Source organism: Pseudoalteromonas sp. NCIMB 1079, from assembly GCF_040567695.1.
In the GTDB taxonomy this organism is placed as follows: Bacteria; Pseudomonadota; Gammaproteobacteria; order Enterobacterales; family Alteromonadaceae; genus Pseudoalteromonas; species Pseudoalteromonas distincta.
The window spans coordinates 2,185,666-2,212,480 of the sequence record NZ_JBEWZA010000001.1 but is presented as its reverse complement, the minus strand read 5'-3'; the positions used below and the strand labels follow the sequence as shown (position 1 = coordinate 2,212,480).

Below are 26,815 nucleotides of genomic sequence, written 5' to 3'. Positions count from 1 at the left end.
AATACAGGGAGTTACTGTATTTAGAGAGTGTTATGGATCAAAGTACTGCACAAATTTATAAACGTCTTGTCTCGTATGTTGGCGCTTACAAAAGCGTCGCTTTTATCGCAATTGTTGGGATGATAGGCTATTCAGCAATGGATGCTTTATTCATTCAATTAATGAAGCCGTTTATTGATCAAGGTTTAAACCAGCGAAATACAGAAGTTTTAAAGTACGCTCCTTTTGTAGTTATCGCGTTAGTACTAGGGCGTGGTGTTTTTAACTTTATGTCTTCGTACTGTTTAAGTTATGTGGGCTCTCAAGTTGTACGCTCTTTACGCCAAGAGTTATTTGAGCACATATTGCATTTACCCGTTTCTTTTCATGACAAAAACTCAACAGGCGATTTAATTTCAAAAATCACTTTTGACACAGAGCAAGTTCAACAAGCAATTACTAAAGCGTTACTTATTGTTGTACGTGAAGGGGCCTTTGTTGTCTTTTTACTTGGTGTAATGTTTTATACCAGTTGGAAGCTCTCACTTATATTTTTAGTCATCATCCCTCTCGTTGCCATTATTGTAGCGGTTGTATCGAAACGTTTTCGCCATATTTCTAAAAGTATCCAATCAGCTATGGGGCAGGTTACACGTAGCTCTGAACAAATGCTTAGCGGACATAAAGTTATTCATGGATTTGGCGGACAAGACCAAGAAATAAACCATTTCTCAAAGATTAATAATCATAACCGCCAGCAGCGCATTAAAATGGATGCGACAAAAGCTTTAAGTGTATCAATTATTCAAATATTAGCAGCAAGTGCTATGGCTGTTATTTTATGGGCTGTATCTCTTCCATCAATGATTGATACGATTACCTCTGGTGACTTCATGGCATTAATTGCCTCAATGATGATGCTATTGCGACCGCTAAAACAACTCGCTAATGTTAATAGTGATATGCAGCGTGGTATCTCTGCTGCACAAAGTATATTTTTAGTTTTAGATGAAGAAATGGAAAAAGATACTGGCACCGTTTCAGTCGATAAAGTTAAAGGGTTAATTGAAGTTAAAAATGTAACCTTTAAGTACCCAACAAAAGATGAAGCAGTATTAAACGATTTGTCGCTAACGATTAAAGCGGGTGAAAGTATTGCCTTAGTAGGGCGCTCAGGCTCGGGTAAATCAACAATTTCTAATTTATTACCACGCTACTATGACCTAGAGTTACCGAGTGAAATATTACTTGATGGTATAGCCCTGCAGGATTATAAATTAACAGATTTACGTCGCCAATTTGCTTTAGTGTCTCAGCAAGTCGTGTTATTTAACGATACGATTGCTAACAATATTTGTTATGGCATAAAGCATGATGTGTCTGAGGAAGAATTAGAGCAAGTTGCTAAACAAGCGCACGTTTGGGAGTTTGTTAAAGACTTGCCAGAGCAATTAAACACCATGGTAGGTGAAAATGGCGTAATGCTCTCCGGCGGTCAACGCCAGCGTATAGCGATAGCACGTGCAATATTAAAAGACGCACCTATTTTGATTTTAGACGAGGCTACATCAGCACTTGATACCGAATCTGAAAAGCTTATTCAGCAAGCATTAGAAACGCTAATGAAAGATAAAACCTCAATTGTTATTGCGCATCGCTTATCTACTATCGAAAACAGTGACCGAATCTATGTTATTGATAATGGTCGTGTAATAGAAAGTGGCGATCACAATAGCTTATTAGCAAATGACGGTACTTATTCAGCCCTTTGCAAAATGCAGTTTGGTGATCAGGCGTGAGTAAAATAGAACAAAGCTGGTATAAACCATTTGGTCTAATTACTTTACTGTTATTACCATTAAGTGCTTTGTTTTGGGTTGTCTCATCATTTCGAAAATACTTATACAGCGCTAAAATACTTAAACCTTTTGAGTGTAAAACGCCTGTAATTGTAGTTGGCAATATAAGTGTTGGCGGTAATGGTAAAACGCCTTTTGTTTTGTGGCTGTATGGTCATTTAACACAGCAAGGTTTATCAGTGGGAATTATTAGTAGAGGATATGGTGGGCAATCAGAAAATTACCCGCTGTTAGTTACTGAGCTTGTAGATGCTCAGCAGGCTGGAGATGAGCCCGTACTTTTATACCATCGTTTAAAGTGCCCAATAGCGGTTGGGCCTAATAGACAACACAATATCGATTTATTAGAAAATAATTATACACTCGATGTTATTATTTCTGATGATGGAATGCAGCATTATAAAATGCCTCGTAGCATTGAGTGTTGTATTGTTGATAGTGAGCGTCGTTTTGGTAATGGCTTTGTTATGCCAGCAGGACCACTTCGTGAAACAACTAAACGTTTGCAAAGTGTCGATATAGTAATTGAAAATGGTGGTGAGGCTAATAATAGCTACACATTACAAGTAAGTAACCTTCGCTTGGTTAATTCAAGCGATTATGCAAAAAGTAACGTAAGTGAAGCACATGCAATAAGTGCAATTGGGAACCCTAAACGGTTTGAAAACTCATTAGAAGCACAAGATATTACGTTATTATCGACTCATCATTTTAGAGATCATTATGCTTATACAGTAGATGATTTTGCCCAATTTGGTGATGATTGCATTATAATGACCGAAAAAGATGCCGTTAAATGTAAGTCCTTTGCAAAGCCTAATTGGTATTATTTACCAGTAGATGCACAACCTACCGATAGCGTAATAAACAAATTAAATTCAATATTAAAAGAAAAAGGAATACTCAATGGCCTTTGATACAAAATTACTCGAGATAATTGCGTGCCCTGTTTGTAAGGGAAAATTACGCTTTGACAGAGAAAACAACGAACTAATTAGCACAGCAGCTAAGCTTGCTTATCCTGTTCAAGACGATATTCCAGTTTTACTTGAAAATGAAGCACGAGAACTATCTCTAGAAGAGGTTGAAAAGTGGAATTCGTAGTTGTAATTCCTGCTCGTTTTGCATCGACCCGACTACCAGGTAAACCGCTTGCTGATATTTGTGGCAAGCCAATGGTTCAACACGTTTACGAAAAAGCATGTTTATCAGGTGCTAGTAAAGTAGTTATAGCAACCGATCATCAAAAAGTATTTGATGCAGTAAGTATGTTTACTAATGATGTAGTAATGACGCGTGAAGATCACCAGTCGGGTACTGAACGATTAGCTGAAGTGGTTGATTTGCTTAAACTTGATAGCAATACAATTGTGGTTAATGTACAAGGCGATGAGCCATTACTTGCACCAGAAAACGTATCTCAAGTTGCTGCACTATTAAGTGATTCAACAGCACCAATGGCAACGTTAAGTGTTGCTATTGAAGAGCGTGATGAAGTATTTAATCCTAATGCCGTTAAAGTGGTTAGCGATATAAATAAAAATGCCCTGTATTTCTCTCGTGCAAGTATACCGTTTGATAGAAATACGATGATGGATGATAGCACTGCCCTTAATTTAGCGCCATTTCAACGCCATGTGGGTATTTATGCGTACAGAGCGGGTTTTATTAAACAATATATAGAGCTGAGTGTATCACCACTAGAATTACTTGAATCACTTGAGCAGTTACGTGTTTTGTATCACGGTTATAAAATTAAAATAGAACAAGCTCAAATAGCCCCTCATGCAGGTGTAGATACGCCTGATGACTTAGCTAAAGTGATAGCGCATATTAAAAGTAAAAACGTGTGAGTGAGCAAGTAAGTAAGATATTAAAAGTTGTTTATACACATAACGACTTTTATATTTTAGAAAAGCCAGCGGGTCTTAATTTTCATTCTGAAGAGGGGCCCGGCTTTGTTGTTTTAGCCGAACAACAATTATCGCAAAAGCTTTATGCCGTTCATCGTTTAGATAAAGTGACATCAGGGCTGATTATTTTAGCGCGAAACAAAGCCTCTGCAGCCGCCTTTACTGTTATGTTTACTGAGCATGCGATTGCTAAATTTTATTTAGCGATTAGTGATGCTAAACCTAAAAAGAAGCAAGGGTGGATAAAAGGCGATATGGCTAAGTCTCGCCGTGGCTCATTTAAGTTACTAACGAGTACACTCAACCCTGCAATCACCCGATTCTATTCTCTGAGTTATAAGCCAGGATTTAGAGGGTATATTTTAAAACCTTATTCAGGAAAGACGCATCAATTAAGAGTGGCACTAAAAAGTGTGGGCGCAGCTATTTTAGGCGATGCAATGTATTCAGGTACACCATCAAATCGTACCTATTTACATGCATATGCATTGAGCTTTTTTTGGCAAAGTGAACAAATACAGCTAACTTTATTACCCGATAATGGTGATGAGTATTTGGCGTTAATTAAACATCAAGATTTTCAAGCATGGCAATCGCCATGGCAACTGGATTGGTAAATGAGCGAAAAAGTTACAGATATACGTTTTGGTGGTATTAAACGTTTATATGGTCATCAACAGTTTGATTGGCTTCAAGAAGCACATTTTTGTGTAGTAGGGATCGGTGGTGTAGGAAGCTGGACAGCAGAAGCACTTGCACGTACTGGTGTTGGTAAAATAACACTTATAGATTTGGATGATATTTGCGCGACTAACGTCAATAGGCAAATTCATGCGTTAACGGGCACTATTGGTCAAGCTAAAGTCGATGCAATGAAAGCGCGCTGCGAGCTCATTAATCCACAGTGCCAAGTTCATGTAATAGATGACTTTATTACGCTTGATAATATTCAAGAGCATATTCAAGGTTTTGATTATGTAATTGATTGTATTGATGCAGTTAAAGAAAAAGCAGCGTTAATTGCTCACTGTAAACGTAATAAACTACCTATAATTACAACTGGTGGTGCTGGCGGGCAAACAGATCCTAGCCAAATAACCTTTGGTGATGTAGCTAAAACTACGCAAGACCCATTACTTGCAAAGGTGCGCTATATTTTGCGCAAGCAATATAATTTTAGTAATAATCCTAAACGTAAGTTTAATATTGATTGTGTTTACTCAACAGAGCAATTGGTTTACCCAGGAAGCGATGGCAGCGTATGTCATGCTAAGCAAAGTGCTGATGGCACGATGAATATGGACTGTAATAATGGTTTTGGCTCTGTGACTATGATCACAGGAAGCTTTGGTTTTTTTGTTGCTGCTAAAGCTGTACGTAAATACCTAGATAAAAAACAACGCTCACAAGCCTAGGGTCTGCCTAGCCTAAATACCAAACAGACTGCTGCAATTTAACCTTGAAAGATCAACAGACCTCGGTTAACTTAGCTTGTGTTGTGCCATGGTTTGTATTTTATCAACCATGGCTTTAATACCATTACCACGTGATGCGCTTAAGTGGCTTATAAGGCCGAGCTTTTCAAATTCTTCATACGCATTTTTATTCACTACTTGCTCTGGTGTGAGGCCATTGTAAAGCGCTAAAATAATGGCTAATAATCCTTTTACTATACGAGTATCAGAGTCACCTATTACAACAAGTGTATTTTCTGTTAAATCAAATTCAACAAACATCCATACTTTGCTTTCACAACCAGAGACAAGTGCGTCATCAGTTTTTAAAACATCAGCTAAAGCCGGTAACGTTTTTCCTAAAAGCATTATCTCACGATATTTTTGCTGCCAAGCGGGCGCATTTTTTATAGATTCTGTGACTTTGTTAAACGTATTTGTCATGAGTTATCCTAATTAATTCTATTAAAGTGACGTTTAGTCCAGTAAAGCGATACATTTTTTAAGTGAATCAATGAATATATCTACATCTTCATAGGTATTATAAAAACAAAAGCTCGCTCTTAGCGTTCCATTAAGCCCTAAATGTGTCATTAATGGCTGTGTACAATGGTGTCCGCTTCTGACTGCAACCCCGTACCCGTCAAGTAAAGTTGCCAAATCATAAGGATGTTCATCATTTAAGTTGAAGCAGAGTGTACCAATATTGTCTGATAGGTTGCTATATATTGTAATACCATCAACCTTTACCAATTTTTGAGCGGCATAACTAAACAATTTTTGCTCATATTGCTGGATTTTTGCGTGATCTAATTCATTTAAATAGTCTAATGCGGCACCAAAGCCTAAAACTCCAGAGATATTTGGTGTTCCAGTTTCAAATTTTGCAGGCGCAGGACGATAAGTACTGTGAGTTAAGTACACTTTATCGATCATTTCCCCACCTGATTGGTAAATATCAAGGGTATTTAATTGCTCATATCGACCATAAAGCACACCTAATCCTGTTGGGCCGAGCATTTTATGGCTTGAGCAGACATAAAAGTCACAGTTTAATTCACGTAAATCGGGTTTTAAATGCAGTGCACCTTGTGCACCATCCACTAAAACAAGCGAATTCACCTTTTTTGCAGCTACAATTAGTGGCTTTAAGTCAGTGATATTACCCAGTGTGTTCGATGCTTGTGTAATCGCTAATAAGGCAGGTTTTGTTTCTTTTATAAATTCACAGCATTGTTGTGTGTTTAGCGTGCCGTTATTATTAAGCGGCAGAGAGACTAATTTAGCTCCCGTCTGTTGGCTTACTAGTTGCCAAGGCACTATGTTTGCGTGATGCTCAAGCGGAGATATTATTATGGTATGACTTTCATCTAAACGCTTTTTTAAGCCGTTAGCGACCAAATTTATGGCTTCTGTAGCACCTTTAGTCCATACAATCTCTTTACTAAATACATTGAAATACTCTGCAGTTTTATCCCGGACTTGTTCATAAGAATAAGTGGCCTGTTCGCTAAGTGTATGGCGTCCACGGTGTACATTAGCATTTTGAGACGTATAAAACTCAGTAATTGTATCTATAACTGATTGAGGCTTTTGTGAGGTTGCTGCTGAGTCTAAATAAACAAGCGGGCAGCCGTTTATTGTTTGATTTAATGTTGGGAAGTCGTTTCTAATTTTATTTATATCAAACTTTAAAGCAAGCATGGCTCATCTACATAGTGTTTTTAAGGCAGGAATTGTAATCGGTTTATGATAATTCTCAAGTGTTGTTAATAAAAAAGGCCGCAAAATGCGGCCTTTTTAAACTAACCAACGTTAATTAACGCTTGTCAGTTGATACGTAGTCACGTTGAGTGTAACCAGTATAAAGTTGACGAGGACGGCTGATCTTATGACCAGGTTGAGATAGCATCTCATCCCAGTGAGTGATCCAACCAACAGTACGTGCCATTGCAAAGATTACAGTGAACATGCTTGTTGGAATACCAATCGCTTTTAAGATAATACCAGAGTAGAAATCTACGTTAGGGTATAGTTTCTTCTCTACAAAGTACGGGTCTTCAAGGGCAATTTGCTCAAGCTTCATAGCAATATCAAGAAGTGGATCTTGGATATTAAGCTCAGCTAAAACTTCATGACACGTTTGACGCATTACTGTAGCACGTGGGTCGAAGTTTTTGTAAACGCGGTGACCAAAGCCCATAAGGCGGAATGGGTCAGCTTTGTCTTTAGCTTTAGCAACGTATTCATCAATACGATCCACAGAGCCAATCTCTTCTAACATGTTTAAACATGCTTCGTTAGCGCCGCCGTGAGCAGGTCCCCATAAAGAAGCAATACCAGCTGCAATACATGCATACGGGTTAGCACCTGATGAACCAGCAAGACGAACTGTTGAAGTCGATGCATTTTGCTCATGATCTGCATGAAGCATAAAGATTTTATCCATAGCTTTAGCAGTTACAGGGTTAACTTTATATTCTTCAGCAGGTACAGAGAACATCATGTGTAAGAAGTTTTCTGCGTAGCTTAAATCGTTACGTGGGTATACAAACGGTTGGCCGATGTTTGTTTTATAAGCCATTGCAGCAATAGTTGGTAACTTAGCAACTAGCTTAACTGCACTTGTTTTACGTTGTTCTGCATCAGTAATATCAAGGTCTTCATGATAAAAAGATGATAATGCACCCACTACGCCACAAAGCATTGCCATTGGGTGAGCGTCAAAGCGGAAACCTTGGAAAAAGTTAGCAATTTTCTCGTCAAGCATAGTGCTTGTAGTGATTTCATTCTTAAAAACTTCGTATTGTTCTTTAGAAGGTAACTCACCATTTAAAAGTAAGTAGCAAAGCTCAATATAGTTAGAATCTTCAGCTAATTGCTCAATTGGGTAACCACGGTGAAGTAGTACACCTTTACCACCATCAATATAGGTGATTGCAGATTCACAAGAACCAGTCGACATGAAACCTGGGTCATAAGTAAAGTGGCCATGTGAACCTAACGTACGTACGTCGATTACATCTTGGCCAGCAGTGCCTTGATAAATTGGAAGTTCGATTGGATCTAGTCCATCAATATGGACTGTGGCTTTTTTATCTGCCATCGCTATGTATCTCCTATTAAGATATCTATTCTGATTTTTAGATTTTAAAGTTCTGAAATCTGTTTTAAGCACATCTTCGCATTTTAACGTGAAAGAGGGGGTTAAAGTCAATTTTTATAAACATTATGCATATATGTATAATAAATATTCGGTATTAATTAAATATAATACTATTGGCTAATTCGCAAACATCTCTAAATAAACAAGAATTGTAAAAAGTCCTGTGGGTATATATACTAACGGTGGTTTTAAACCGTATTGTATTTGGGTAAACATATTCTTAACAGCTTAAAATTTACTGTTTTGTGAACTTTAACTATTTTGATACGTTTATTCTGATAGTTCCATCAGTAATATTTGGTGGGTTTTTAGAAAAACAAGTAGATGAGCTCCACTGTGAGCAAAGATGGGCAAGTAACTGTGAAAAAGCAAAGACCTGTAAATCTAGATCTAACAACTATATCTATGCCGGCAACGGCTAAAGCTTCAATTTTTCACCGCGTCACCGGTGTTGCATTGTTTTTTGCTTTAACGTTTGTCATTTGGGCTTGGTCTGAGTCTCTCTCTTCAGCTGAAGGTTTTGAATTCGTCAAGGGTCTGTTTAACGGATTCATTGCCAAATTTATAGCTTGGGGCACTGTTTCTGTATTAGGTTATCACCTTATTGGTGGCATCCGTCATATGATTATGGATATGGGACATTGGGAAGAACTTGAATCAGGTAATCTCAGCGCTAAAGTATCAATGGCTCTTGGTGTTGTGTTTGCCGTATTGGCAGGGGTGTGGATATGGTTTTAAATCAAGCAACTCTAAAACGTGATGGTGTACAAGATTTCGTATCTTTACGTACCACGGCATTAATAATCAGCGCGTACGCGATTTTTATTATCGGCTATTTTTTAGCGACGCCAGAAGTCACTTTCGAAGCCTGGACAGGCCTCTTCTCTAACCTAGCAATGAAAGGTTTTACTTTAATTACCCTTATTTGCATTATGGTTCATACCCGCATTGGCCTTTGGCAAGTTCTTACAGACTATGTTAAGTGTTCGAAGTTGCGTGCTGTTTTAGGTTTTGTTTTAAACCTAATGGCCGTTGCTTACGTAGCTATTGGTCTAATCGTATTATGGGGTGTTTAAGTGAAATATTCTGTTCGTGAATTTGACGCCGTAGTAATTGGTGCAGGTGGTGCTGGTATGCGCGCTGCTTTAGCAATTACAGAATCTGGCAAAACGTGTGCATTAATATCTAAAGTATTTCCAACGCGCTCACACACTGTATCTGCTCAAGGTGGTATTACAGTAGCGCTTGGTAATTCACACGAAGACAACTGGGAATGGCATATGTACGATACCGTTAAGGGATCCGATTTTATCGGCGACCAAGACGCTATTGAATACATGTGTCAAACTGGCCCAGAAGCTATTACTGAATTAGAAAACATGGGACTACCATTTTCTCGTTTTGAAAATGGCCGTGTTTACCAACGTCCTTTCGGTGGTCAATCGAAAAACTTTGGTGGTGAACAAGCCGCACGTACTGCTGCTGCAGCTGACCGTACTGGTCATGCTTTACTTCATCTTCTATATCAACAAAACGTTAAAAACAAAACAAATGTATTCTCTGAGTGGTATGCACTTGACTTAGTTAAAAACGACAATGGCGATGTAGTAGGGTGTACAGCAATTGAGATTGAAACAGGTGAAATCACTTTCTTCAAATCTAAAGCAGTTGTATTAGCCACTGGTGGTGCAGGTCGCATATTCGCATCAACAACAAATGCTCACATTAACACCGGTGACGGTGTTGGTATGGCAACACGCGCTGGTATTTCTATGCAAGACATGGAAATGTGGCAGTTCCACCCAACGGGTATTGCAGGTGCTGGTACGCTAGTAACTGAAGGTTGTCGTGGTGAAGGCGGTTATCTTTTAAATAAAGATGGCGAGCGCTTCATGGAACGTTACGCACCAAATGCAAAAGACTTAGCGTCTCGCGATGTTGTTGCGCGTTCAATGATGACTGAAATCCGTGAAGGTCGTGGTTGTGATGGTCCTTGGGGTCCTCATATCAAGCTGAAACTTGACCATTTAGGTGAGGAAACGCTTAACCTACGTCTTCCTGGCGTATGTGACCTAGCTAAAACTTTCGCTCACGTTGATCCAGCTAAAGAGCCAATTCCAGTAATTCCTACTTGTCATTATATGATGGGTGGTGTTCCTACTAACGTAAATGGACAAGCACTACAAATCGATGCTCAAGGCAACGAAAAAGTAGTTGAAGGTTTATTTGCTGTTGGTGAGATTGCATGTGTATCTGTACACGGTGCAAACCGCCTAGGTGGTAACTCATTACTAGATTTAGTTGTATTTGGCCGTGCAGCTGGTAACTTCTTAGGTAAATACCTTAAAGATGTTGAAGTATCAAAAGCGGCTTCAGAGTCAGATTTAGAAGCGTCTCTTGCACGTTACAACCGTTGGGAAAATTCAACGGCTGGCCAAGGTGAAGATCCAGTTCAAATCAAAAAAGACCTACAGCAATGTATGCAGCTTAACTTCTCGGTATTCCGTGAAGGCGATTCAATGGCTTCAGGTCTTCAAGAACTTAAAGAAATTCGTGAACGTCTGCAACATGCTCGTCTTGATGATAAATCATCAGACTTCAATACGCAGCGTATCGAATGTCTTGAACTAGATAACTTAATGGAAACAGCTTACTCAACTGCAGTAGCTGCAAACTTCCGTACAGAAAGCCGTGGTGCACATTCTCGCTTTGATTACCCAGATCGTGATGACGAAAACTGGTTATGTCACTCAGTATTCAATCCTGTAACGGATGAAATGAGTAAGCGTGATGTAAACTATGCGCCTAAAACGCGTGAAGCTTTCCCACCTAAAGCACGTGTTTACTAGGAGATAGACGATGGCACAAGTACAATTTTCAGTTTATCGTTATAATCCAGATGTTGACAACGCTCCTCGTATGCAAGAATACACCTTGCAAACAGAGGAAGGTCACGACATGATGGTGTTAGATGCACTTATTCTTTTAAAAGAACAAGATCCTACACTATCTTTTCGTCGTTCATGCCGTGAAGGTGTGTGTGGATCTGATGGTGTTAACATGAATGGTAAAAATGGTTTAGCATGTATTACTCCTTTATCTACGCTACAAAAAAATGGCAAAGGTAAAATTGTAGTACGTCCGTTACCAGGCTTACCTGTGGTTCGTGACCTTGTTATTGACATGAGTCAGTTCTACACTCAGTACGAAAAAGTTAAACCTTATTTAATTAATGATCAGCCTGCAGCAGGCGAGCGTCTTCAATCTATTGAAGAACGTGATAAATTAGATGGGCTATATGAGTGTATTTTGTGTGCATGTTGTTCGACATCGTGTCCTTCGTTCTGGTGGAATCCAGACAAGTTCATTGGTCCAGCAGGCCTTCTTCACGCTTACCGTTTCTTAGCTGATAGCCGAGATACAGCAACTGAAGAACGTTTAGCGGATTTAGACGATGCGTTCAGTGTGTTCCGTTGCCACAGTATCATGAACTGTGTTAGCGTTTGTCCTAAGGGTCTTAACCCGACTAAAGCAATTGGGCAAATCAAATCTATGTTATTAAACCGAGCGGTTTGATTACTTAGTAAACGTAAGATGGCTAATATAGATTATTAGCCATCTTGTTATGATAACTATTAATTTCTGCGCTAAAGAAAAGGGCTTATAAATGCACGAAGGTGTGATGAAGGCATGGCTAGAATCTTCACATTTAAACGGCGGCAACGTTGCTTATGTAGAAGAGCTTTATGAAGCGTATTTAGACGATGCGACTTCTGTGCCAGATGAATGGCGAGAAGTGTTCGAACAATTACCTAAAGTTGATGGTGTGGATGTTGAAGTAAAACATTCAGAAGTTCGAACGCAGTTTGCACAGCTTGCAAAAAACAAGCATAGAGAAGTAGTGGTAGCAGAGGGTAGTGGCGGTGACCTTAAACAGGTTAAAGTTCTACAACTTATTAATGCTTTCCGTTTTCGTGGACACCAAAATGCAAACCTAGATCCATTAGGTATTTGGCAACGAGAGCGTGTACGAGATTTAGAGCTAGAGTACCACGACTTATCTTCAAGTGATTTTGACCGCGAGTTTAACGTAGGATCGTTTGCCGTAGGCCGCGATACTATGCCTTTAGGTGAACTATACCAAGCACTAAAAACTACATATTGTGGTTCAATTGGCGCTGAGTATATGCACATCACATCAACAGAGGAAAAGCGTTGGTTACAACAGCGTTTAGAATCTGTCCAGTCTAGGCCAAAATTCGAAAAAGACGAAAAGCTGCGTATCCTAAAAGGATTAACTGCTGCTGACGGACTTGAAAAATATTTAGGGGCTAAGTTCCCAGGTGCTAAGCGTTTCTCACTTGAAGGTGGCGATGCGTTAGTTCCAATGTTAAAAGAGCTTATTCACCGCGCTGGTGAAAGCGGCCAACAAGAAGCTGTTATTGGTATGGCTCACCGTGGTCGTTTAAATGTTCTTGTAAATGTACTTGGTAAAAATCCATCAGAATTATTTGATGAGTTTGCTGGTAAACATAAAGAAACATTAAGTTCTGGCGATGTTAAATACCACATGGGTTATTCATCTGACTTTGCTACTAAAGGTGGCAATGTTCATATGGCGCTTGCGTTTAACCCGTCTCATCTTGAAATTGTAAATCCAGTTGTTATGGGCTCAGTACGTGCTCGTCTTGACCGCTTAGGTGACAGTTCTGGTATTAAAGCTTTACCAATTACAATTCATGGTGATTCTGCGGTTACAGGCCAAGGTGTTGTACAAGAAACGTTTAACTTATCACAAACTAACGCGTTTAGTTGTGGTGGTAGTATTCGTATTGTTGTAAATAACCAAGTTGGTTTTACTACATCAAAACAAGACGATGTACGCTCTACTGATTACTGTACTGACATTGCTAAAATGGTTCAGTCACCTATCTTCCATGTTAACTCTGATGACCCTGAAGCAGTTGCATTTGTTACTCAAATTGCACTTGATTTCAGAAACCAGTTTAAACGTGACGTAGTAATCGATTTAGTATGTTACCGTCGCCATGGTCACAATGAAGCTGATGAGCCTAATGCAACTCAGCCTGTTATGTACCAAAAAATTAAAAAACACCCAGTTCCACGTTTAATATACGCAGACCAACTTATAGCTGAAGGCTCTTTTTCTGAACAAGAAATAAAAGCACTTGCTGATGAGTACCGTAATGCATTAGACGAAGGCAACTGTGTTGTTTCAGAAATTCAACCAGAGACATCGCATTCTTCAGATTGGGCAAAGTATGTTGGCCATGAATGGGATGTTGCTTACGATGCCAGCGTACCTGTTGAAGAGCTCAAAGCACTCGGTGAGAAAATCGCTTCTTACCCAGAGCAATATAAAGCACAGTCACGCGTTAAAAAGATTTACGATGATCGTAAATTAATGGCTTCTGGTGAGAAACCTCTAGATTGGGGGATGGCAGAAACACTTGCTTATGCAACAATCGCAACTGAAGGCACTGACATTCGTTTAACTGGTCAGGATTCAGGGCGTGGCACATTCTTCCATCGTCATGCTGTTGTTCACAGTCAATCAGACGGCGCTACTTATACACCTCTACAGCACTTAAGCGAAGATCAAGGTACTTTTGAAGTATTTGATTCTGTTTTATCTGAAGAAGCTGTTGTTGCTTTTGAATACGGTTATGCAACTGCAGAGCCTACTTCATTAGTGCTTTGGGAAGCACAGTTTGGTGATTTCGCCAACGGTGCACAGGTTGTATTTGACCAATTCCTAAGTTCTGGTGAGCAAAAATGGGGCCGTTTATGTGGTCTTACAATTTTGTTACCACATGGCTACGAAGGACAAGGTCCAGAACATAGTTCAGCTCGTTTAGAGCGTTTCCTACAACTATGTGCTGATCACAACATGCAAGTATGTGTTCCATCTACTCCTGCACAAGTTTACGCTATGCTTCGTCGTCAATCAGTTCGACCACTACGTCGTCCGTTGATTGTTATGACGCCTAAGTCGTTGCTTCGTCATCCTCTTGCAACTTCATCGCTTGAAGAGCTATCGCATGGTGTTTTCCATAATATGATCGACGAAGTTGATGATATTAACCCTGAGAAAGTCGAACGCGTTGTATTTTGTAGTGGTAAAGTTTATTACGAACTATTACAAGAGCGTCGTAAGCTTGAGCAAGATAATATTGCTATTGTTCGTGTTGAGCAGTTATATCCGTTCCCACATGACGAAATGCAAACAATTATGGAACGTTACCAACACGTAACTGATTTTGTATGGTGTCAAGAAGAACCACAAAACCAAGGTGCATGGTACTGTTCACAACATCACTTTATTGATGCAATCCCACAAGGTGCTAAATTAAAATATGCAGGACGTAAAGCGTCTGCATCACCAGCGTGTGGTTACATGTCAGTACATACTAAAGAACAACAAGCGCTCGTTGCCGACGCGCTTACTATAGAAAATAAAGGATAAGCAATGAGCACAGAAATTAAAGTTCCTGTTCTTCCTGAGTCGGTTGCAGATGCTACCGTTGCTACATGGCATGTAAGTGTTGGCGACAAAGTAACTCGCGATCAAAACTTAGTAGACATTGAAACAGATAAAGTGGTTTTAGAAGTTGTTGCACAGCATGACGGTGTAATTACAGAAATATCACAAGAAGAAGGTGCAACCGTACTTGGCGATCAAGTTATGGGTTTACTTGGTGATGCTGATGCAGCGCCAGCAAGTGAAGGTTCATCTAAAGAAGAATCAGCACCAGCTAAATCAGATGACGCGCCAGCGGCGCAATCAGCACCAGCATCAGAAGGTAAAGAAGTGGACATTAAAGTACCTGTACTTCCAGAATCAGTTGCAGACGCAACAATTGCTACATGGCATGTACAACCAGGTGACGCAGTAACACGCGACCAAAACTTGGTAGATATTGAAACAGATAAAGTTGTTCTTGAAGTAGTAGCTCAAGAAGATGGCATCATGGGTGATATCATTCACAACGAAGGCGATACTGTACTAGGCGAGCAAGTAATTGGTTCGGTTAAAGCAGGCGGTGCACCAGCGGCTCCAGCTGCAAAAGCAGACGAAACGCCAGCGGCAGATTCTAGCGAAAGTTCAGATGTGTTAACACCATCAGTTCGTCGTTTAATTGCTGAGAAAGGCTTAGACGCTTCTAAAATTAACGGCACGGGTAAAAATGGCCGTGTAACTAAAGAAGACGTTGATACGTTCTTAAAAGCACCAGCGCCAGCGGCTAAAAAAGCAGAAGCTTCTGCTCCTGCAGCACCGATGGGCGATCGTACTCAAAAACGTGTTCCTATGACTCGCCTACGTAAAACGATTGCTACACGTCTTCTTGAAGCTAAAAATTCAACTGCAATGTTAACAACATTCAACGAAGTGAACATGGAACCAATCATGAGCCTTCGTAAGCAGTACCAAGAAGTATTTGAAAAGCGTCATGGTATTCGTTTAGGTTTCATGTCTTTCTACGTGAAAGCGGTAACTGAAGCACTTAAACGCTTCCCAGATGTTAATGCATCAATTGATGGTGACGATATTGTTTACCATAACTATTTTGATATCAGCATTGCAGTATCTACTCCACGTGGTCTAGTTACTCCAGTACTTAAAGATTGTGACAAACTATCTGTTGCTGAAATCGAAAAGGGTATTCGTGAATTAGCACTTAAAGGTCGTGATGGTAAGCTAACGCTTGCAGATATGACCGGTGGTAATTTCACTATTACTAATGGCGGCGTATTTGGTTCATTACTATCTACACCTATCATTAACTTGCCACAGTCTTCAATTTTGGGTATGCATAAAATCCAAGACCGTCCGATGGCTGTAAATGGTAAAGTAGAAATACTTCCTATGATGTATTTAGCTCTTTCTTATGACCACCGTATCATTGATGGTAAAGAATCAGTTGGTTTCTTAGTGACTATTAAAGAGTTACTTGAAGATCCAACTCGCTTATTGCTAGATGTTTAATCTAGTTGTATGAAATGTAAGCTGTGAATGAACATTCACAGCTTTTTTTTTGCGCCTTTGGTCTTACTGGGGTTTTCATGTTAAGCCTTGGGATCTATACTAGGTGCGCAATTTGGGATAGTTGTTTATTTGAAAAAATATTCAGCTCTTTTAGTATAAAAAATTGGATAAAGCATCATGAATTTGCATGAGTATCAGGCAAAACAACTTTTTGCCGAATATGGTTTACCAGTTTCTCAGGGTTTCGCTTGCGATACACCTGAAGAAGCTGCAGCAGCTGCTGAAAAAATCGGCGGTGATATGTGGGTTGTTAAAACTCAGGTTCACGCAGGTGGACGTGGTAAAGCTGGCGGTGTAAAGCTAGTAAAAACTATCGACGAAGTAAAAGCGTTTGCAGCTAACTGGTTGGGTAAAAACCTAGTTACTTACCAAACAGACGAGAAAGGCCAGCCAGTAGCTAAAATTTTAGTTGAAAGCTGTACTGACATTGCTAACGAATTGTACCTAGGTGCAGTAGTTGACCGTGCATCTCGCAAAGTAGTTTTCATGGCGTCTACTGAAGGCGGCGTTGAAATTGAAACTGTTGCAGAAGAAACACCAGAGCTTATCCACAAAGCTGAAATTGATCCATTAGTGGGTCCTCAAGCTTACCAAGCACGTGAACTAGGCTTCAAATTGGGTCTTAACCCAGTACAAATGAAGCAGTTTGTTAAGATCTTTATGGGTCTTGGTAACATGTTTACTGATTTTGATTTCGCACTACTTGAGATCAACCCGTTAGTAATTACAGACGAAGGTAACCTTCACTGTCTTGACGGAAAAATCGGTATTGATGGTAATGCACTTTACCGTCAACCTAAAATCCGTGAGTTCCACGATCCATCTCAAGAAGATGCACGTGAAGCACACGCAGCAAGCTTCGAGCTTAACTACGTTGCTCTAGATGGCAATGTTGGTTGTATGGTTAACGGTGCAGGCCTAGCAATGGGTACTATGGACATCGTAAACCTACACGGCGGCAAACCGGCTAACTTCCTAGATGTTGGCGGCGGCGCGACTAAAGAACGTGTTTCTGAAGCATTCAAAATCATCCTTTCTGACGATAATGTTAAAGCTGTTTTAGTAAACATCTTTGGCGGTATTGTACGTTGTGACATGATTGCTGAAGGTATCATTGGCGCAGTTAAAGAAGTTGGCGTAAATGTACCTGTAGTTGTACGTTTAGAAGGTACTAATGCTGAATTAGGTCGTGAAGTTCTTAAGAACTCAGGTCTAGATATCATTGCTGCTGAATCACTAACAGACGCTGCTGAGAAAGTTGTTGCTGCTGCGGAGGGCAAATAATGTCTGTATTAATCAATAAAGATACAAAAGTTATCTGTCAAGGTTTCACTGGTGGCCAAGGTACTTTCCACTCAGAGCAAGCGCTTGAGTACGGTACACAAATGGTTGGTGGTGTAAGCCCAGGTAAAGGCGGTCAAACGCACCTTGGTCTTCCTGTATTCAACACAGTTCGTGATGCTGTTCAAGAAACTGGCGCAACTGCTTCAGTTATCTACGTACCAGCTCCTTTCTGTAAAGATGCAATCTTAGAAGCTATCGATGCTGGCATCGAGCTGATTGTTTGTATCACTGAAGGTATCCCTACGCTTGATATGGTTGACGTTAAAGTTAAACTAGATCAAACAGGTACTCGTATGATCGGTCCTAACTGTCCAGGTGTTATTACTCCTGGTGAGACTAAGATTGGTATCATGCCTGGTCACATCCACAAACCTGGTAAAGTAGGTATTGTTTCTCGCTCTGGTACTTTAACGTACGAAGCGGTTAAGCAAACTACTGATGCTGGTTTTGGTCAGTCTACGTGTGTTGGTATTGGTGGTGATCCAATCCCAGGTACTAACTTTATCGACGTTCTAGAAATGTTCGAAAAAGATCCACAAACTGAAGCAATCGTAATGATTGGTGAAATTGGTGGTACTGCAGAAGAAGAAGCTGCAGAGTACATCAAAGCTAACGTAACTAAACCTGTAGTATCTTACATTGCTGGTGTTACTGCACCAGAAGGTAAGCGTATGGGTCACGCTGGCGCAATCATCGCAGGCGGTAAAGGTACTGCTGATGAGAAATTTGCTGCATTAGAAGCTGCGGGCGTAAAAACTGTACGTTCACTTGCTGAAATCGGTAAAGCACTTAAAGAGAAAACAGGCTGGTAATTGCTTGTTTCCTTTGAAAAGGCCCGCTTATGCGGGCCTTTTTGTTATTGAGGTAAATTTAGAACGGATAACTAATATGCTGAAAAAAGCGTACAGACAAATCTTGTCGTTGTTTATTTATGGCCAGCTCGTTACATAATGCATGAATTGTTTTCTCTACTTGGTTCATAAAGCGGCCATAACCAATTTCATGTTTATCCTGCTGCGTTGCTACAATAACAAAATGTAGTGTTTCTACTAATTTTGTTGCTTCATAAAAATATTTAATTTGATTTTCATTTGATTCAACATCAAAGCTCAACTTTTGTAACTCTGCATTACCTTCATTTTTATCTATTTTACTGTTTCGGACAATGGGTATTGCGCCATTAGCTACCATTGCACCGTGTGTTAGTTTGTTTTGTTCACATGCGCGTTTAAAACTATCTGCAAAGTAATCATAAAACTTTTCCACATCGTTATTGTTCACTATTGTTTGAAACTGTGTTTTGATGGCCCGAGAAACCGCAATGGTAAATGTTGCGTAAGTCATTTCAGCATAGTCACTAGGAATATTACATTGCCTTGATTGATAACGAGGGTAGAGGCTTCTGAGTTTATATCCATAACTCTCTTTATTTCCCTTATCTTTAGCAAATAAATCGTAAGTTAGATGTTGGTGATCGCGAAGTTTAAATTGGGGCTGATTTATAAATAACTGTTCTTGGAGTAAGTTTAATACTTTTTGCACTCTATTGTGAAACAAAGCGGAGTTTGCACGTAAGTCTTCACCCGTGGCTAAAAACAAGAAACGTATTTTCTTACTTTTTATATCTGGTGAGTAATAAATTTTATGTGCCTCGTGATAACGAGGATTATAAAAAAACAACATCTGCTTGTCGGTTTCTAGTTGATATGACTCATCATGAAAGCGTACAACCGGTAGTTTATCGTTTGCTAATAAATGTACATTATGCAGTTCATACTCATCACAACATGCAAATAATTGACGCGCAATACGCTCGTAGCAACAGTTTATAGTGCTAAAGCTATTATAAAATGCTTCATTAGGTATTATTTCAGCCAATAAATAGTGGTTAGCGCGTGCATTAGTTGGAATATATACACGGTGTTGATTAAGTGTCGCCATCTTAGAATCCTTATAAAGTAGGTTATTTAGCTACTATAATTGGCTTTGATGACCTAAATGTTGCGTTTAAACAAATTTTATTCATAAACAATTGAACAAGTGGATTAAAGTTAATCAATATCTAAAATAAACCTTAATCTATTGCTGTATGTTAGTGTATGTTTTTGTAATAATGCATTAGTTTTGTTATTACGTAATATTTAGAGGATCACACTCCTATGGCGGAAATTGAGAATCGCCCAAGTAACTTTATTAGAACCCGAATTGATGAAGACTTAGCAAGTGGCAAACATGCGACAACGCATACACGTTTTCCACCTGAACCAAATGGTTTTTTACATATTGGCCATGCCAAATCAATTTGTTTGAATTTTGGTATCGCAAAAGACTACAACGGTTTATGTAACCTACGTTTTGACGATACAAACCCTGAAAAAGAAGACATTAACTATGTTAACTCTATTAAAGAGGATGTACAGTGGTTAGGCTTTAATTGGGATGGCGACATAAAGTATTCTTCTAACTATTTTGATACTTTATATGGTTACGCAGTAGAGCTTATTGAAAAAGGCTTAGCGTACGTTTGTTTTTTAACTGCAGACGAAGCAAGACAGTACCGCGGTACATTAAAAGAGCCAGGTAAAAACAGTCCTTATAGAGATACTTCAGTTGAAGAAAATCTAGCGTTATTTGAAAAAATGCGCGCTGGCGAATTCAAAGAAGGTGAATGTGTACTGCGTGCTAAAATTGATATGGCAAGCTCATTTATGGTGCTTCGCGATCCAATTATTTACCGTGTACGTTTTGCTCATCATCATCAAACAGCTGACAAGTGGTGCATTTACCCAATGTATGACTTCACTCACTGTATTTCTGATGCGCTTGAAGGTATTACACATTCATTATGTACATTAGAGTTTCAAGATAACCGTCGTTTATACGACTGGGTACTTGATAACATTAGTTTAGAGTGTCACCCACAGCAAATTGAGTTTTCGCGCTTAAATCTTGAATACACTATTATGTCAAAGCGTAAGCTAAATGATTTAGTAGTAAATAACTATGTAGAAGGGTGGGATGACCCTCGTATGCCTACTATTGCAGGTTTACGTCGTCGTGGTTATACACCAGGTTCAATTCGTGAATTTTGTTTGCGTATTGGTGTAACAAAACAAGAGAATATGGTTGAAATGGGCATGCTTGAAGCCTGTATCCGTGAAGACTTAAACGAAAATGCACCACGTGCAATGGCTGTACTCGATCCTGTTAAAATCGTTATTGAAAATTACGATGCAGATAAAGTTGAAACTTTATCAGTGGCTAATCACCCAAATAAAGAAGAAATGGGGCGTCGTGATGTTCCATTTACTCGTGAAATCTATATTGAACGAGAAGACTTTAAAGAAGAAGCGAATAATAAATTCAAACGTTTAGTACTTGATAAAGAAGTACGCTTACGTGGTGCTTATGTTATTAAAGCGCAGCGTGTTGAAAAAGACGGAAATGGCGAAATCACAACTATTTTCTGTACTTACGACAGCGAAACACTTGGTAAAAACCCAAGTGACGGTCGTAAAGTAAAAGGTGTTATTCATTGGGTTTCAGCACCAGAGTCTATTAGTGCAGAAGTTCGTTTATACGACCGTTTGTTTAGTGTACCAAATCCAGCAGCTGCAGAGGAATTTGAAACTACGCTAAACCCAGAGTCACTGGTTGTTTTACCTAATGCTAAATTAGAACCATCGCTTGCTAATTCACGAGCAGAGCAGAGCTTTCAGTTTGAGCGTACGGGTTATTTCTCTCGTGATTCTAAATCAGAGAACGTTGTATTTAATCAAACAGTGGGTCTTCGCGATTCATGGTCTAAAACTCAATAAGTAATACTTAAAATATACCCAGGATTTACTGGGTATATTCAATATTATCGTCTTTTAGGCACAAAAAAAACCTGCACTTAGCAGGTTTTTTTATTGCTTTTAAAAGCGATATTAGCTGTTAGCGTCGCTAAATTCTTTACACGCTGCTTTATCATTACACTCACCGTATAAATACAAAGAATGGTTTGTAAGAGTAATACCATTTTCTTCAGCAATTTCTAGTTGACGACGCTCAATCATGTCATCTTCAAACTCTACCACTTTGCCACATTTCAAGCATACTAAATGATCGTGGTGAGTGCTTCCAGAAAGTTCAAATACTGATTTTCCGCCTTCAAAGTGATGACGGCTTACAATACCCGCATCATCAAATTGGTTAAGTACGCGGTATACAGTTGCAAGACCAATTTCTTCACCTAGATCCAAAAGAATTTTGTAAACATCTTCAGCACTGATGTGTTGGTTATCTGGAGATTGTAAAATCTCTAATATTTTAATACGCGGTAAAGTTACTTTTAAACCGGCTTTTTTAAGTTCCAAGTTATGATCAGTCATTAAATCTGTCTCAATTTTATTTGGTTATACTAGACATCTTGCAAGGATGTACACGACACATTAGCAACAAACAGGATAACGTGCCTAAGCGTTAAGTGCAAAGAACAATTGATATATATTGCCACTAAAGCTTAAAACGCTAACTGTTTGATAATTATTTAAACAGCTAGCGATATATGCAGTAAATTAGTCAGCTAATTCACTTAAACACATTTCTTCATATACTTGAGCAGACCATGCTTTAACACGTTGTTCTGTAAGCTCTGGTTGACGGTCTTCGTCGATGCCCAAACCTACAAAGTGCTTATCATCAGCCATACCTTTAGACGCTTCAAAGTCATAGCTTTCACTTGGCCAATGGCCCACAACAATAGCGCCACGTTCAGTAACAATATCGTTGATCATGCCCATTGCATCTAAAAAGTACTCAGCGTAATCTTCTTGGTCACCACAACCAAAAATAGCAACAAGTTTACCTTCAAAGTCTACTTCCTCAAGTTCTGGAAAAAAGTCATCCCAGTCACATTGAGCTTCACCGTAGTACCAAGTAGGGATACCGAATAAGATTAAATCAAATTCAGCAATCTCTTCTTTAGAGCTTTTTGCAATATCATGAACAGCCACTAGCTTTTTACCCAATTCTTTTTGGATCATTTTTGCTACGTGTTCTGTGTTACCTGTGTCACTTCCGAAAAAAATGCCTACACTTGCCATGGATTTAAAACCTTTTATGTATCAATAGCCAATCTTTCTTGTAAAATCGTTTCAATCAGCGCACTACGGCTAATATTTTGTGCATCTGCCATATCACTCAATGCTTGATATAACTGCGATGAAACTTTAAATTCAACACGCTTTAAACCACGTGCTTTATCTCTTTTTATTTGATTACGTTTATTTACCTTTAACTGCATATCCCGAGAAAGGGGATTGGTTTTAGGTCTGCCTGGGCGTTTTTCGTATTCAAATAAATCGAGTGTAGTTCTATCTGTTTCTGACTTCGCCATGCTTAACCTACACCTGCGCCTTGCCAAAATACTTGAATAAGCCCTTTAGCAATAAAGCCTGAACAACCTAAAAAGAGCACGCCCCAAACAATGTATTGTCCGAACTTTGGTACATTGCCACTTTTTAGTACGTCTTTAATTGCCATGCCGATGAATATGAAAATACCGGCTAAGCCAAAATACAACCCTAGGGTATCAAATTCGTTAATTAACTGACTGACCATCAACGTATAACCTTTAAATTAAACGGCGCGTACTATAGCATATAAATATTTATATATTTAGTGCGCTGAATCAAAAACACGCGATTAAAATTACTTTAAACCGCAGTTAAAAAGTCATTTATCGCTTTATTAACAGCAAGAGGCTTTTGAGCATGAAGCCAATGACCTGCGCCATGAATAATTTTAGCCTTGGTGTTTTTAAAGCGTGCTGTAATTGCAGTACGATGCTCAGGCAATATATAGTCAGAATCATTACCTTTAATGAAAAGAGTATCGCATAAACAAGAATTGTTTTCATTAACATTGGATGTGATTGTCGAATATTTTTCATCAAGCACATTTAAGTTAAATCGCCATGCAAAATGACCTTCTTCATTTTTAGCGAGGCTCTTAAGTAAAAACTGTCGAACTCCCAGCTCTTCTATAAAAGGCTGTATTATTAAATCTGCTTGTTTTCTATCATCTATGGACTGCGCTGAAACTGCTTTTAGAGCCTGTAATATTTTTGTGTGGCGAGCAGGGTAACTAACAGGTGCAATATCAAGTACAACCAATTTATTTACCAGTTCAGGGTGTGTTAGTGCTAATTCCATTGCGACTTTCCCACCCATAGAGTGACCAACTAAATGAGCTTTATCTATGTTTAAATGTGCTAATAACTCGACAATATCTTGAGCCATTGCAGGGTAGTTCATTTCATCACTATGAGGAGAAAGCCCGTGGTTGCGTAAATCAACGTTAATAACATTAAAGTGTTCACTTAATGGTTTTGCGATTACATTTAGGTTTTCTAATGATCCAAAAAGCCCATGGATCAAAACAACATTAGGACCTTGCCCTTGTTGCTTGTAATTTAACTGCATACCAGCCTCCTAAAATTTCGCATAGTTTGCCGAGCATTGCGCTAAAAAGCAAAAAATACAGCGACTATTTACCAAATTGGGCTTTTGTTTGTTAAATCAACACCAATTTAGTAAATATTAATATGTTTATGGGAGTGCTTGTTGTAACTCGCATTTTTGATTGGTTTGGGTATAATCACACGGGAGAAAAAAATGTGACCCGTAATGACAGGAAGAACATGAAACAAATCGACATAGACGACGAGTTATATCAATATATTGCAAGCAATACTCAAAGTATTGGTGAAAGTGCATCCACTATTTTACGTCGTTTATTAAATCTGAGCGGCGAAAAAATTCAAACCACAAACGTAGAACTAACTCAAAACAATCAAACTGCGACTACGTCTACCGCCACATTAAAAAGCTCAGAGCCATCTGCTGCTGAGACTTCAAAAAAACAAACGCCTGTAGCTCACGCACCCGTGAAGCAAAAAAGCGATAATGTTTTTAATGTATTAAATAAAGAAGAGCTGGCAATGCAAAAGGGCGTTGTTGGACGCTTTTTGTTTATTTTAAGTGCATTTTACCGCACACATAAAACTGATTTTTCGGCTGTATTAGATATAAAAGGCCGTGACCGTGTTTATTTTGCTACCAGTAAAGAAGACTTGGTCAATAGCGGCAGTAGCATGAATCCAAAAAACATAACCGATAGCGAATACTGGGTTATGACGAATTCTAATACTACACGTAAAAAAATGATGCTTCATGAAGTGGCTCTTTGCCTTGGTTATAGTGCAGAGCAAGCTGAAAAAATTCGCGATTACCTGTAAGGAAATATAATGGCTATTCATTCAGGCGCAGGCAAAACTGCTCCACAATCGGCACTGGTTAACGTACCTAAATTAGTATCTGCGTATTACTTAAACGAACCTGATCTTGAACAAAATCCAGAGCATTGTGTTGCCTTTGGTACATCAGGCCACCGTGGTTGTTCTTACGATGTTAAATTTAACGAGTCTCATATTTTAGCCATTACTCAAGCTATTTGTGATTACAGAAAACAAAATGATATTTTTGGTCCGTTATTTTTAGGTAAAGACACACACGCTTTGAGTGAAGCTGCATTTAATTCTGCTATTGAAGTTTTAGTTGCTAACGAAGTGCAAGTGATAACGCAAGAAAACGGTGACTTTACACCAACGCCAGTTATCAGCCACGCCATAGTTAGCCATAACAAGCTACACCCAAATGAGCTTGCAGACGGGATTGTTGTTACGCCTTCGCATAACCCTCCTGAAGATGGTGGCTTTAAATACAACCCACCTAATGGCGGACCTGCTGATACCGACGTTACTAAATGGATTGAAGACAGAGCAAATCAACTTTTATTAGAAGACTTGGTTGAAGTTGAGCTATTCCCATTCGCTAAAGCTTCACGTTCAGGCTTTATTCGCTACGAAGATTTAATGACTCCTTATATTGATGATTTAGCAAATATCGTTAATTTAAAAGCAATTAGCGATGCAGGTATTAAAATTGGTATTGATCCATTAGGTGGTTCAGGCATCAATTTTTGGCCAGTTATTGCAAAAAAATATAATTTAGATTTAACCGTTGTTAATGACGCGGTCGATCCTCGTTTTGCTTTTATGCCACTTGATAAAGATGGCAAAATTCGTATGGATTGTTCATCGCTTTATTCAATGGCGAACCTTATTGCGCTAAAAGATGATTTTGATGTGTCTATTGGTAACGACCCTGACTACGATCGTCACGGTATTGTAACGCCAGATGGTTTAATGAATCCAAACCACTTTTTAGCAGTGGCAATTGATTACTTACTTAAACACCGTGATTGGAATGAAACAGTAGAAATTGGTAAAACACTCGTTTCTAGTTCAATGATCGATAAAGTAGCTGCTCGTAACAACCGTAAAGTTAAAGAAGTACCAGTAGGCTTTAAATGGTTTGTTGAAGGTTTAAGCAAAGGTAAGCTTGCCTTTGGTGGCGAAGAAAGCGCAGGTGCTGCATTTTTACGTTTTGATGGCTCTGTATGGTGTACAGACAAAGATGGCTTTATTATGGGTTTACTCGCTGCAGAAATATTAGCTGTAACAGGTAAAACACCATCAACGCTTTATAAAGAACTAGAACAAGAGTTTGGCTCTCCAATTTATAAACGCCTAGATGCACCAGCCACAAGCGGTCAAAAATCACGTTTAAAAGCATTGAGTGCTTCTGATGTTAAAGCCGATACACTTGCTGGCGAGCCTATTTTGCAAAAATTGACTCATGCACCAGGTAACGATGCCGCTATTGGTGGTTTAAAAGTGGTCACCGAAAATGGCTGGTTTGCAGCGCGTCCATCAGGTACCGAAGATATTTATAAAATATACCTTGAATCATTTAAAGGTGAAGAGCACTTAGCGCTACTTGAAAAAGAAGCCAAAAAGCTTGTAGATTCAGTTATTAGCTAACTCAATCTAATGATTTTTAAAACGGCTGATTTATTCAGCCGTTTTTGTTTTTATACCTTATGTATTTATAAAATATATGCATAAGAGTCTACTCTCACATTAT

The 26,815-nt window shown here is 39.0% G+C and carries 26 protein-coding genes; 17 read left to right on the top strand and 9 right to left on the bottom strand.

The genetic code is table 11. From position 1 onward, the window contains the following. The first annotated feature begins 32 nt into the window (after nt 1–32). From msbA to tcdA, 6 genes are read left to right on the top strand one after another with little or no spacing between them, the layout of a single operon-like run. A complete protein-coding gene (msbA, locus tag ABX891_RS10240; protein ID WP_149602576.1) occupies nt 33–1,778 on the top strand; it encodes a lipid A export permease/ATP-binding protein MsbA in 1,746 nt (581 codons plus the stop codon). Further along, nucleotides 1,775–2,755 carry a tetraacyldisaccharide 4'-kinase gene (gene lpxK, locus ABX891_RS10235; RefSeq protein ID WP_165743199.1) on the top strand — a complete coding sequence of 327 codons (981 nt, stop codon included), beginning with the start codon at nt 1,775–1,777 and terminating at the stop codon, nt 2,753–2,755. The genes msbA and lpxK overlap by 4 nt, the downstream gene beginning before the upstream one ends. After that, nucleotides 2,745–2,942, top strand: coding sequence for a Trm112 family protein (locus ABX891_RS10230; RefSeq protein ID WP_002961789.1), 198 nt, complete (start codon nt 2,745–2,747; stop codon nt 2,940–2,942). Before lpxK ends, ABX891_RS10230 begins: the two co-directional genes overlap by 11 nt. Then, nucleotides 2,930–3,691 carry a 3-deoxy-manno-octulosonate cytidylyltransferase gene (gene kdsB / locus ABX891_RS10225; protein ID WP_154903049.1) on the top strand — a complete coding sequence of 254 codons (762 nt, stop codon included), beginning with the start codon at nt 2,930–2,932 and terminating at the stop codon, nt 3,689–3,691. The genes ABX891_RS10230 and kdsB overlap by 13 nt, the downstream gene beginning before the upstream one ends. Beyond that, nucleotides 3,688–4,368: a TIGR01621 family pseudouridine synthase gene (locus ABX891_RS10220; RefSeq protein ID WP_154903050.1), complete on the top strand. Its 681-nt coding sequence runs from the start codon at nt 3,688–3,690 to the stop codon at nt 4,366–4,368. Before kdsB ends, ABX891_RS10220 begins: the two co-directional genes overlap by 4 nt. Then, nucleotides 4,369–5,166 carry a tRNA cyclic N6-threonylcarbamoyladenosine(37) synthase TcdA gene (gene tcdA / locus ABX891_RS10215; protein ID WP_154903051.1) on the top strand — a complete coding sequence of 266 codons (798 nt, stop codon included), beginning with the start codon at nt 4,369–4,371 and terminating at the stop codon, nt 5,164–5,166. A gap of 66 nt (nt 5,167–5,232) precedes the next feature. On the opposite strand, the gene ABX891_RS10210 is transcribed toward tcdA, so the two are convergent. The 3 genes from ABX891_RS10210 to ABX891_RS10200 form a co-directional block, all read right to left on the bottom strand. Further along, entirely contained in the window at nt 5,233–5,649 is a 417-nt protein-coding gene (locus ABX891_RS10210; RefSeq protein WP_354629410.1) for a SufE family protein, read from the bottom strand. A 33-nt stretch (nt 5,650–5,682) separates the two neighbouring features. Then, a complete protein-coding gene (locus ABX891_RS10205) occupies nt 5,683–6,909 on the bottom strand; it encodes a SufS family cysteine desulfurase (RefSeq protein ID WP_354629409.1) in 1,227 nt (408 codons plus the stop codon). Nucleotides 6,910–7,024: 115 nt separating this feature from the next. Beyond that, on the bottom strand, nt 7,025–8,311 hold the full coding sequence (locus ABX891_RS10200) for a citrate synthase (RefSeq protein ID WP_165743208.1): 1,287 nt from the start codon (nt 8,309–8,311) through the stop codon (nt 7,025–7,027). Between the two features lie 420 nt (nt 8,312–8,731). Here ABX891_RS10200 and sdhC point away from each other — a divergent pair, with 420 nt between their 5' ends. From sdhC to sucD, 8 genes are all read left to right on the top strand, one after another. Continuing rightward, entirely contained in the window at nt 8,732–9,109 is a 378-nt protein-coding gene (gene sdhC / locus ABX891_RS10195) for a succinate dehydrogenase, cytochrome b556 subunit (protein ID WP_122975019.1), read from the top strand. Continuing rightward, a complete protein-coding gene (gene sdhD / locus ABX891_RS10190; protein WP_002961798.1) occupies nt 9,100–9,447 on the top strand; it encodes a succinate dehydrogenase, hydrophobic membrane anchor protein in 348 nt (115 codons plus the stop codon). Before sdhC ends, sdhD begins: the two co-directional genes overlap by 10 nt. After that, nucleotides 9,448–11,220, top strand: coding sequence for a succinate dehydrogenase flavoprotein subunit (gene sdhA / locus ABX891_RS10185; protein WP_002961801.1), 1,773 nt, complete (start codon nt 9,448–9,450; stop codon nt 11,218–11,220). It abuts the gene before it with no gap. Nucleotides 11,221–11,230: 10 nt separating this feature from the next. After that, entirely contained in the window at nt 11,231–11,947 is a 717-nt protein-coding gene (locus ABX891_RS10180) for a succinate dehydrogenase iron-sulfur subunit (RefSeq protein ID WP_002961804.1), read from the top strand. A 91-nt stretch (nt 11,948–12,038) separates the two neighbouring features. Beyond that, nucleotides 12,039–14,858 (top strand): 2-oxoglutarate dehydrogenase E1 component, encoded by a 2,820-nt coding sequence (gene sucA / locus ABX891_RS10175; protein WP_309166150.1) that lies wholly within the window; start codon nt 12,039–12,041, stop codon nt 14,856–14,858. Between the two features lie 3 nt (nt 14,859–14,861). Then, complete coding sequence (gene odhB, locus ABX891_RS10170) at nt 14,862–16,379, top strand: 2-oxoglutarate dehydrogenase complex dihydrolipoyllysine-residue succinyltransferase (protein WP_165723478.1); 1,518 nt, start codon at nt 14,862–14,864, stop codon at nt 16,377–16,379. A gap of 177 nt (nt 16,380–16,556) precedes the next feature. Then, nucleotides 16,557–17,723, top strand: coding sequence for an ADP-forming succinate--CoA ligase subunit beta (gene sucC, locus ABX891_RS10165; protein WP_002961809.1), 1,167 nt, complete (start codon nt 16,557–16,559; stop codon nt 17,721–17,723). Next, on the top strand, nt 17,723–18,595 hold the full coding sequence (sucD, locus tag ABX891_RS10160; protein ID WP_002961811.1) for a succinate--CoA ligase subunit alpha: 873 nt from the start codon (nt 17,723–17,725) through the stop codon (nt 18,593–18,595). Before sucC ends, sucD begins: the two co-directional genes overlap by 1 nt. A gap of 58 nt (nt 18,596–18,653) precedes the next feature. Here sucD and ABX891_RS10155 read toward each other — a convergent pair whose 3' ends face one another. Further along, nucleotides 18,654–19,724 carry a DUF3083 family protein gene (locus ABX891_RS10155; RefSeq protein ID WP_039487976.1) on the bottom strand — a complete coding sequence of 357 codons (1,071 nt, stop codon included), beginning with the start codon at nt 19,722–19,724 and terminating at the stop codon, nt 18,654–18,656. 218 nt (nt 19,725–19,942) lie between these two features. On the opposite strand from ABX891_RS10155, the gene glnS reads away from it, so the two are divergent. Continuing rightward, the gene (gene glnS / locus ABX891_RS10150; RefSeq protein WP_354629408.1) at nt 19,943–21,601 is read left to right on the top strand and encodes a glutamine--tRNA ligase; all 1,659 of its coding nucleotides are present in this window, start codon (nt 19,943–19,945) and stop codon (nt 21,599–21,601) included. A 111-nt stretch (nt 21,602–21,712) separates the two neighbouring features. Here glnS and fur read toward each other — a convergent pair whose 3' ends face one another. The 5 genes from fur to ABX891_RS10125 form a co-directional block, all read right to left on the bottom strand. After that, on the bottom strand, nt 21,713–22,156 hold the full coding sequence (fur, locus tag ABX891_RS10145; protein ID WP_002962922.1) for a ferric iron uptake transcriptional regulator: 444 nt from the start codon (nt 22,154–22,156) through the stop codon (nt 21,713–21,715). A gap of 186 nt (nt 22,157–22,342) precedes the next feature. Next, entirely contained in the window at nt 22,343–22,870 is a 528-nt protein-coding gene (fldA, locus tag ABX891_RS10140; RefSeq protein ID WP_007586856.1) for a flavodoxin FldA, read from the bottom strand. Nucleotides 22,871–22,884: 14 nt separating this feature from the next. Next, nucleotides 22,885–23,163 carry a LexA regulated protein gene (gene ybfE, locus ABX891_RS10135; protein WP_002962928.1) on the bottom strand — a complete coding sequence of 93 codons (279 nt, stop codon included), beginning with the start codon at nt 23,161–23,163 and terminating at the stop codon, nt 22,885–22,887. A gap of 2 nt (nt 23,164–23,165) precedes the next feature. After that, nucleotides 23,166–23,387 carry a DUF2788 domain-containing protein gene (locus tag ABX891_RS10130; protein ID WP_002962930.1) on the bottom strand — a complete coding sequence of 74 codons (222 nt, stop codon included), beginning with the start codon at nt 23,385–23,387 and terminating at the stop codon, nt 23,166–23,168. A 95-nt stretch (nt 23,388–23,482) separates the two neighbouring features. Further along, nucleotides 23,483–24,250: an alpha/beta fold hydrolase gene (locus tag ABX891_RS10125; RefSeq protein ID WP_354629407.1), complete on the bottom strand. Its 768-nt coding sequence runs from the start codon at nt 24,248–24,250 to the stop codon at nt 23,483–23,485. A 218-nt stretch (nt 24,251–24,468) separates the two neighbouring features. Here ABX891_RS10125 and seqA point away from each other — a divergent pair, with 218 nt between their 5' ends. Beyond that, a complete protein-coding gene (gene seqA / locus ABX891_RS10120) occupies nt 24,469–25,065 on the top strand; it encodes a replication initiation negative regulator SeqA (RefSeq protein WP_154903059.1) in 597 nt (198 codons plus the stop codon). A gap of 9 nt (nt 25,066–25,074) precedes the next feature. Then, a complete protein-coding gene (pgm, locus tag ABX891_RS10115; RefSeq protein ID WP_354629406.1) occupies nt 25,075–26,712 on the top strand; it encodes a phosphoglucomutase (alpha-D-glucose-1,6-bisphosphate-dependent) in 1,638 nt (545 codons plus the stop codon). The last annotated feature ends 103 nt before the right edge of the window (nt 26,713–26,815 follow it).

Coding starts and splice junctions, on each gene's coding strand:
- msbA (WP_149602576.1), top strand. CDS start 33: ATGGATCAAAGTACTGCACAAATTTATAAACGTCTTGTCTCGTATGTT.
- ABX891_RS10230 (WP_002961789.1), top strand. CDS start 2,745: ATGGCCTTTGATACAAAATTACTCGAGATAATTGCGTGCCCTGTTTGT.
- tcdA (WP_154903051.1), top strand. CDS start 4,369: ATGAGCGAAAAAGTTACAGATATACGTTTTGGTGGTATTAAACGTTTA.
- ABX891_RS10210 (WP_354629410.1), bottom strand. CDS start 5,649: ATGACAAATACGTTTAACAAAGTCACAGAATCTATAAAAAATGCGCCC.
- ABX891_RS10205 (WP_354629409.1), bottom strand. CDS start 6,909: ATGCTTGCTTTAAAGTTTGATATAAATAAAATTAGAAACGACTTCCCA.
- ABX891_RS10200 (WP_165743208.1), bottom strand. CDS start 8,311: ATGGCAGATAAAAAAGCCACAGTCCATATTGATGGACTAGATCCAATC.
- sdhD (WP_002961798.1), top strand. CDS start 9,100: ATGGTTTTAAATCAAGCAACTCTAAAACGTGATGGTGTACAAGATTTC.
- ABX891_RS10180 (WP_002961804.1), top strand. CDS start 11,231: ATGGCACAAGTACAATTTTCAGTTTATCGTTATAATCCAGATGTTGAC.
- sucA (WP_309166150.1), top strand. CDS start 12,039: ATGCACGAAGGTGTGATGAAGGCATGGCTAGAATCTTCACATTTAAAC.
- odhB (WP_165723478.1), top strand. CDS start 14,862: ATGAGCACAGAAATTAAAGTTCCTGTTCTTCCTGAGTCGGTTGCAGAT.
- sucC (WP_002961809.1), top strand. CDS start 16,557: ATGAATTTGCATGAGTATCAGGCAAAACAACTTTTTGCCGAATATGGT.
- sucD (WP_002961811.1), top strand. CDS start 17,723: ATGTCTGTATTAATCAATAAAGATACAAAAGTTATCTGTCAAGGTTTC.
- ABX891_RS10155 (WP_039487976.1), bottom strand. CDS start 19,724: ATGGCGACACTTAATCAACACCGTGTATATATTCCAACTAATGCACGC.
- glnS (WP_354629408.1), top strand. CDS start 19,943: ATGGCGGAAATTGAGAATCGCCCAAGTAACTTTATTAGAACCCGAATT.
- fur (WP_002962922.1), bottom strand. CDS start 22,156: ATGACTGATCATAACTTGGAACTTAAAAAAGCCGGTTTAAAAGTAACT.
- fldA (WP_007586856.1), bottom strand. CDS start 22,870: ATGGCAAGTGTAGGCATTTTTTTCGGAAGTGACACAGGTAACACAGAA.
- ybfE (WP_002962928.1), bottom strand. CDS start 23,163: ATGGCGAAGTCAGAAACAGATAGAACTACACTCGATTTATTTGAATAC.
- ABX891_RS10130 (WP_002962930.1), bottom strand. CDS start 23,387: ATGGTCAGTCAGTTAATTAACGAATTTGATACCCTAGGGTTGTATTTT.
- ABX891_RS10125 (WP_354629407.1), bottom strand. CDS start 24,250: ATGCAGTTAAATTACAAGCAACAAGGGCAAGGTCCTAATGTTGTTTTG.
- seqA (WP_154903059.1), top strand. CDS start 24,469: ATGAAACAAATCGACATAGACGACGAGTTATATCAATATATTGCAAGC.
- pgm (WP_354629406.1), top strand. CDS start 25,075: ATGGCTATTCATTCAGGCGCAGGCAAAACTGCTCCACAATCGGCACTG.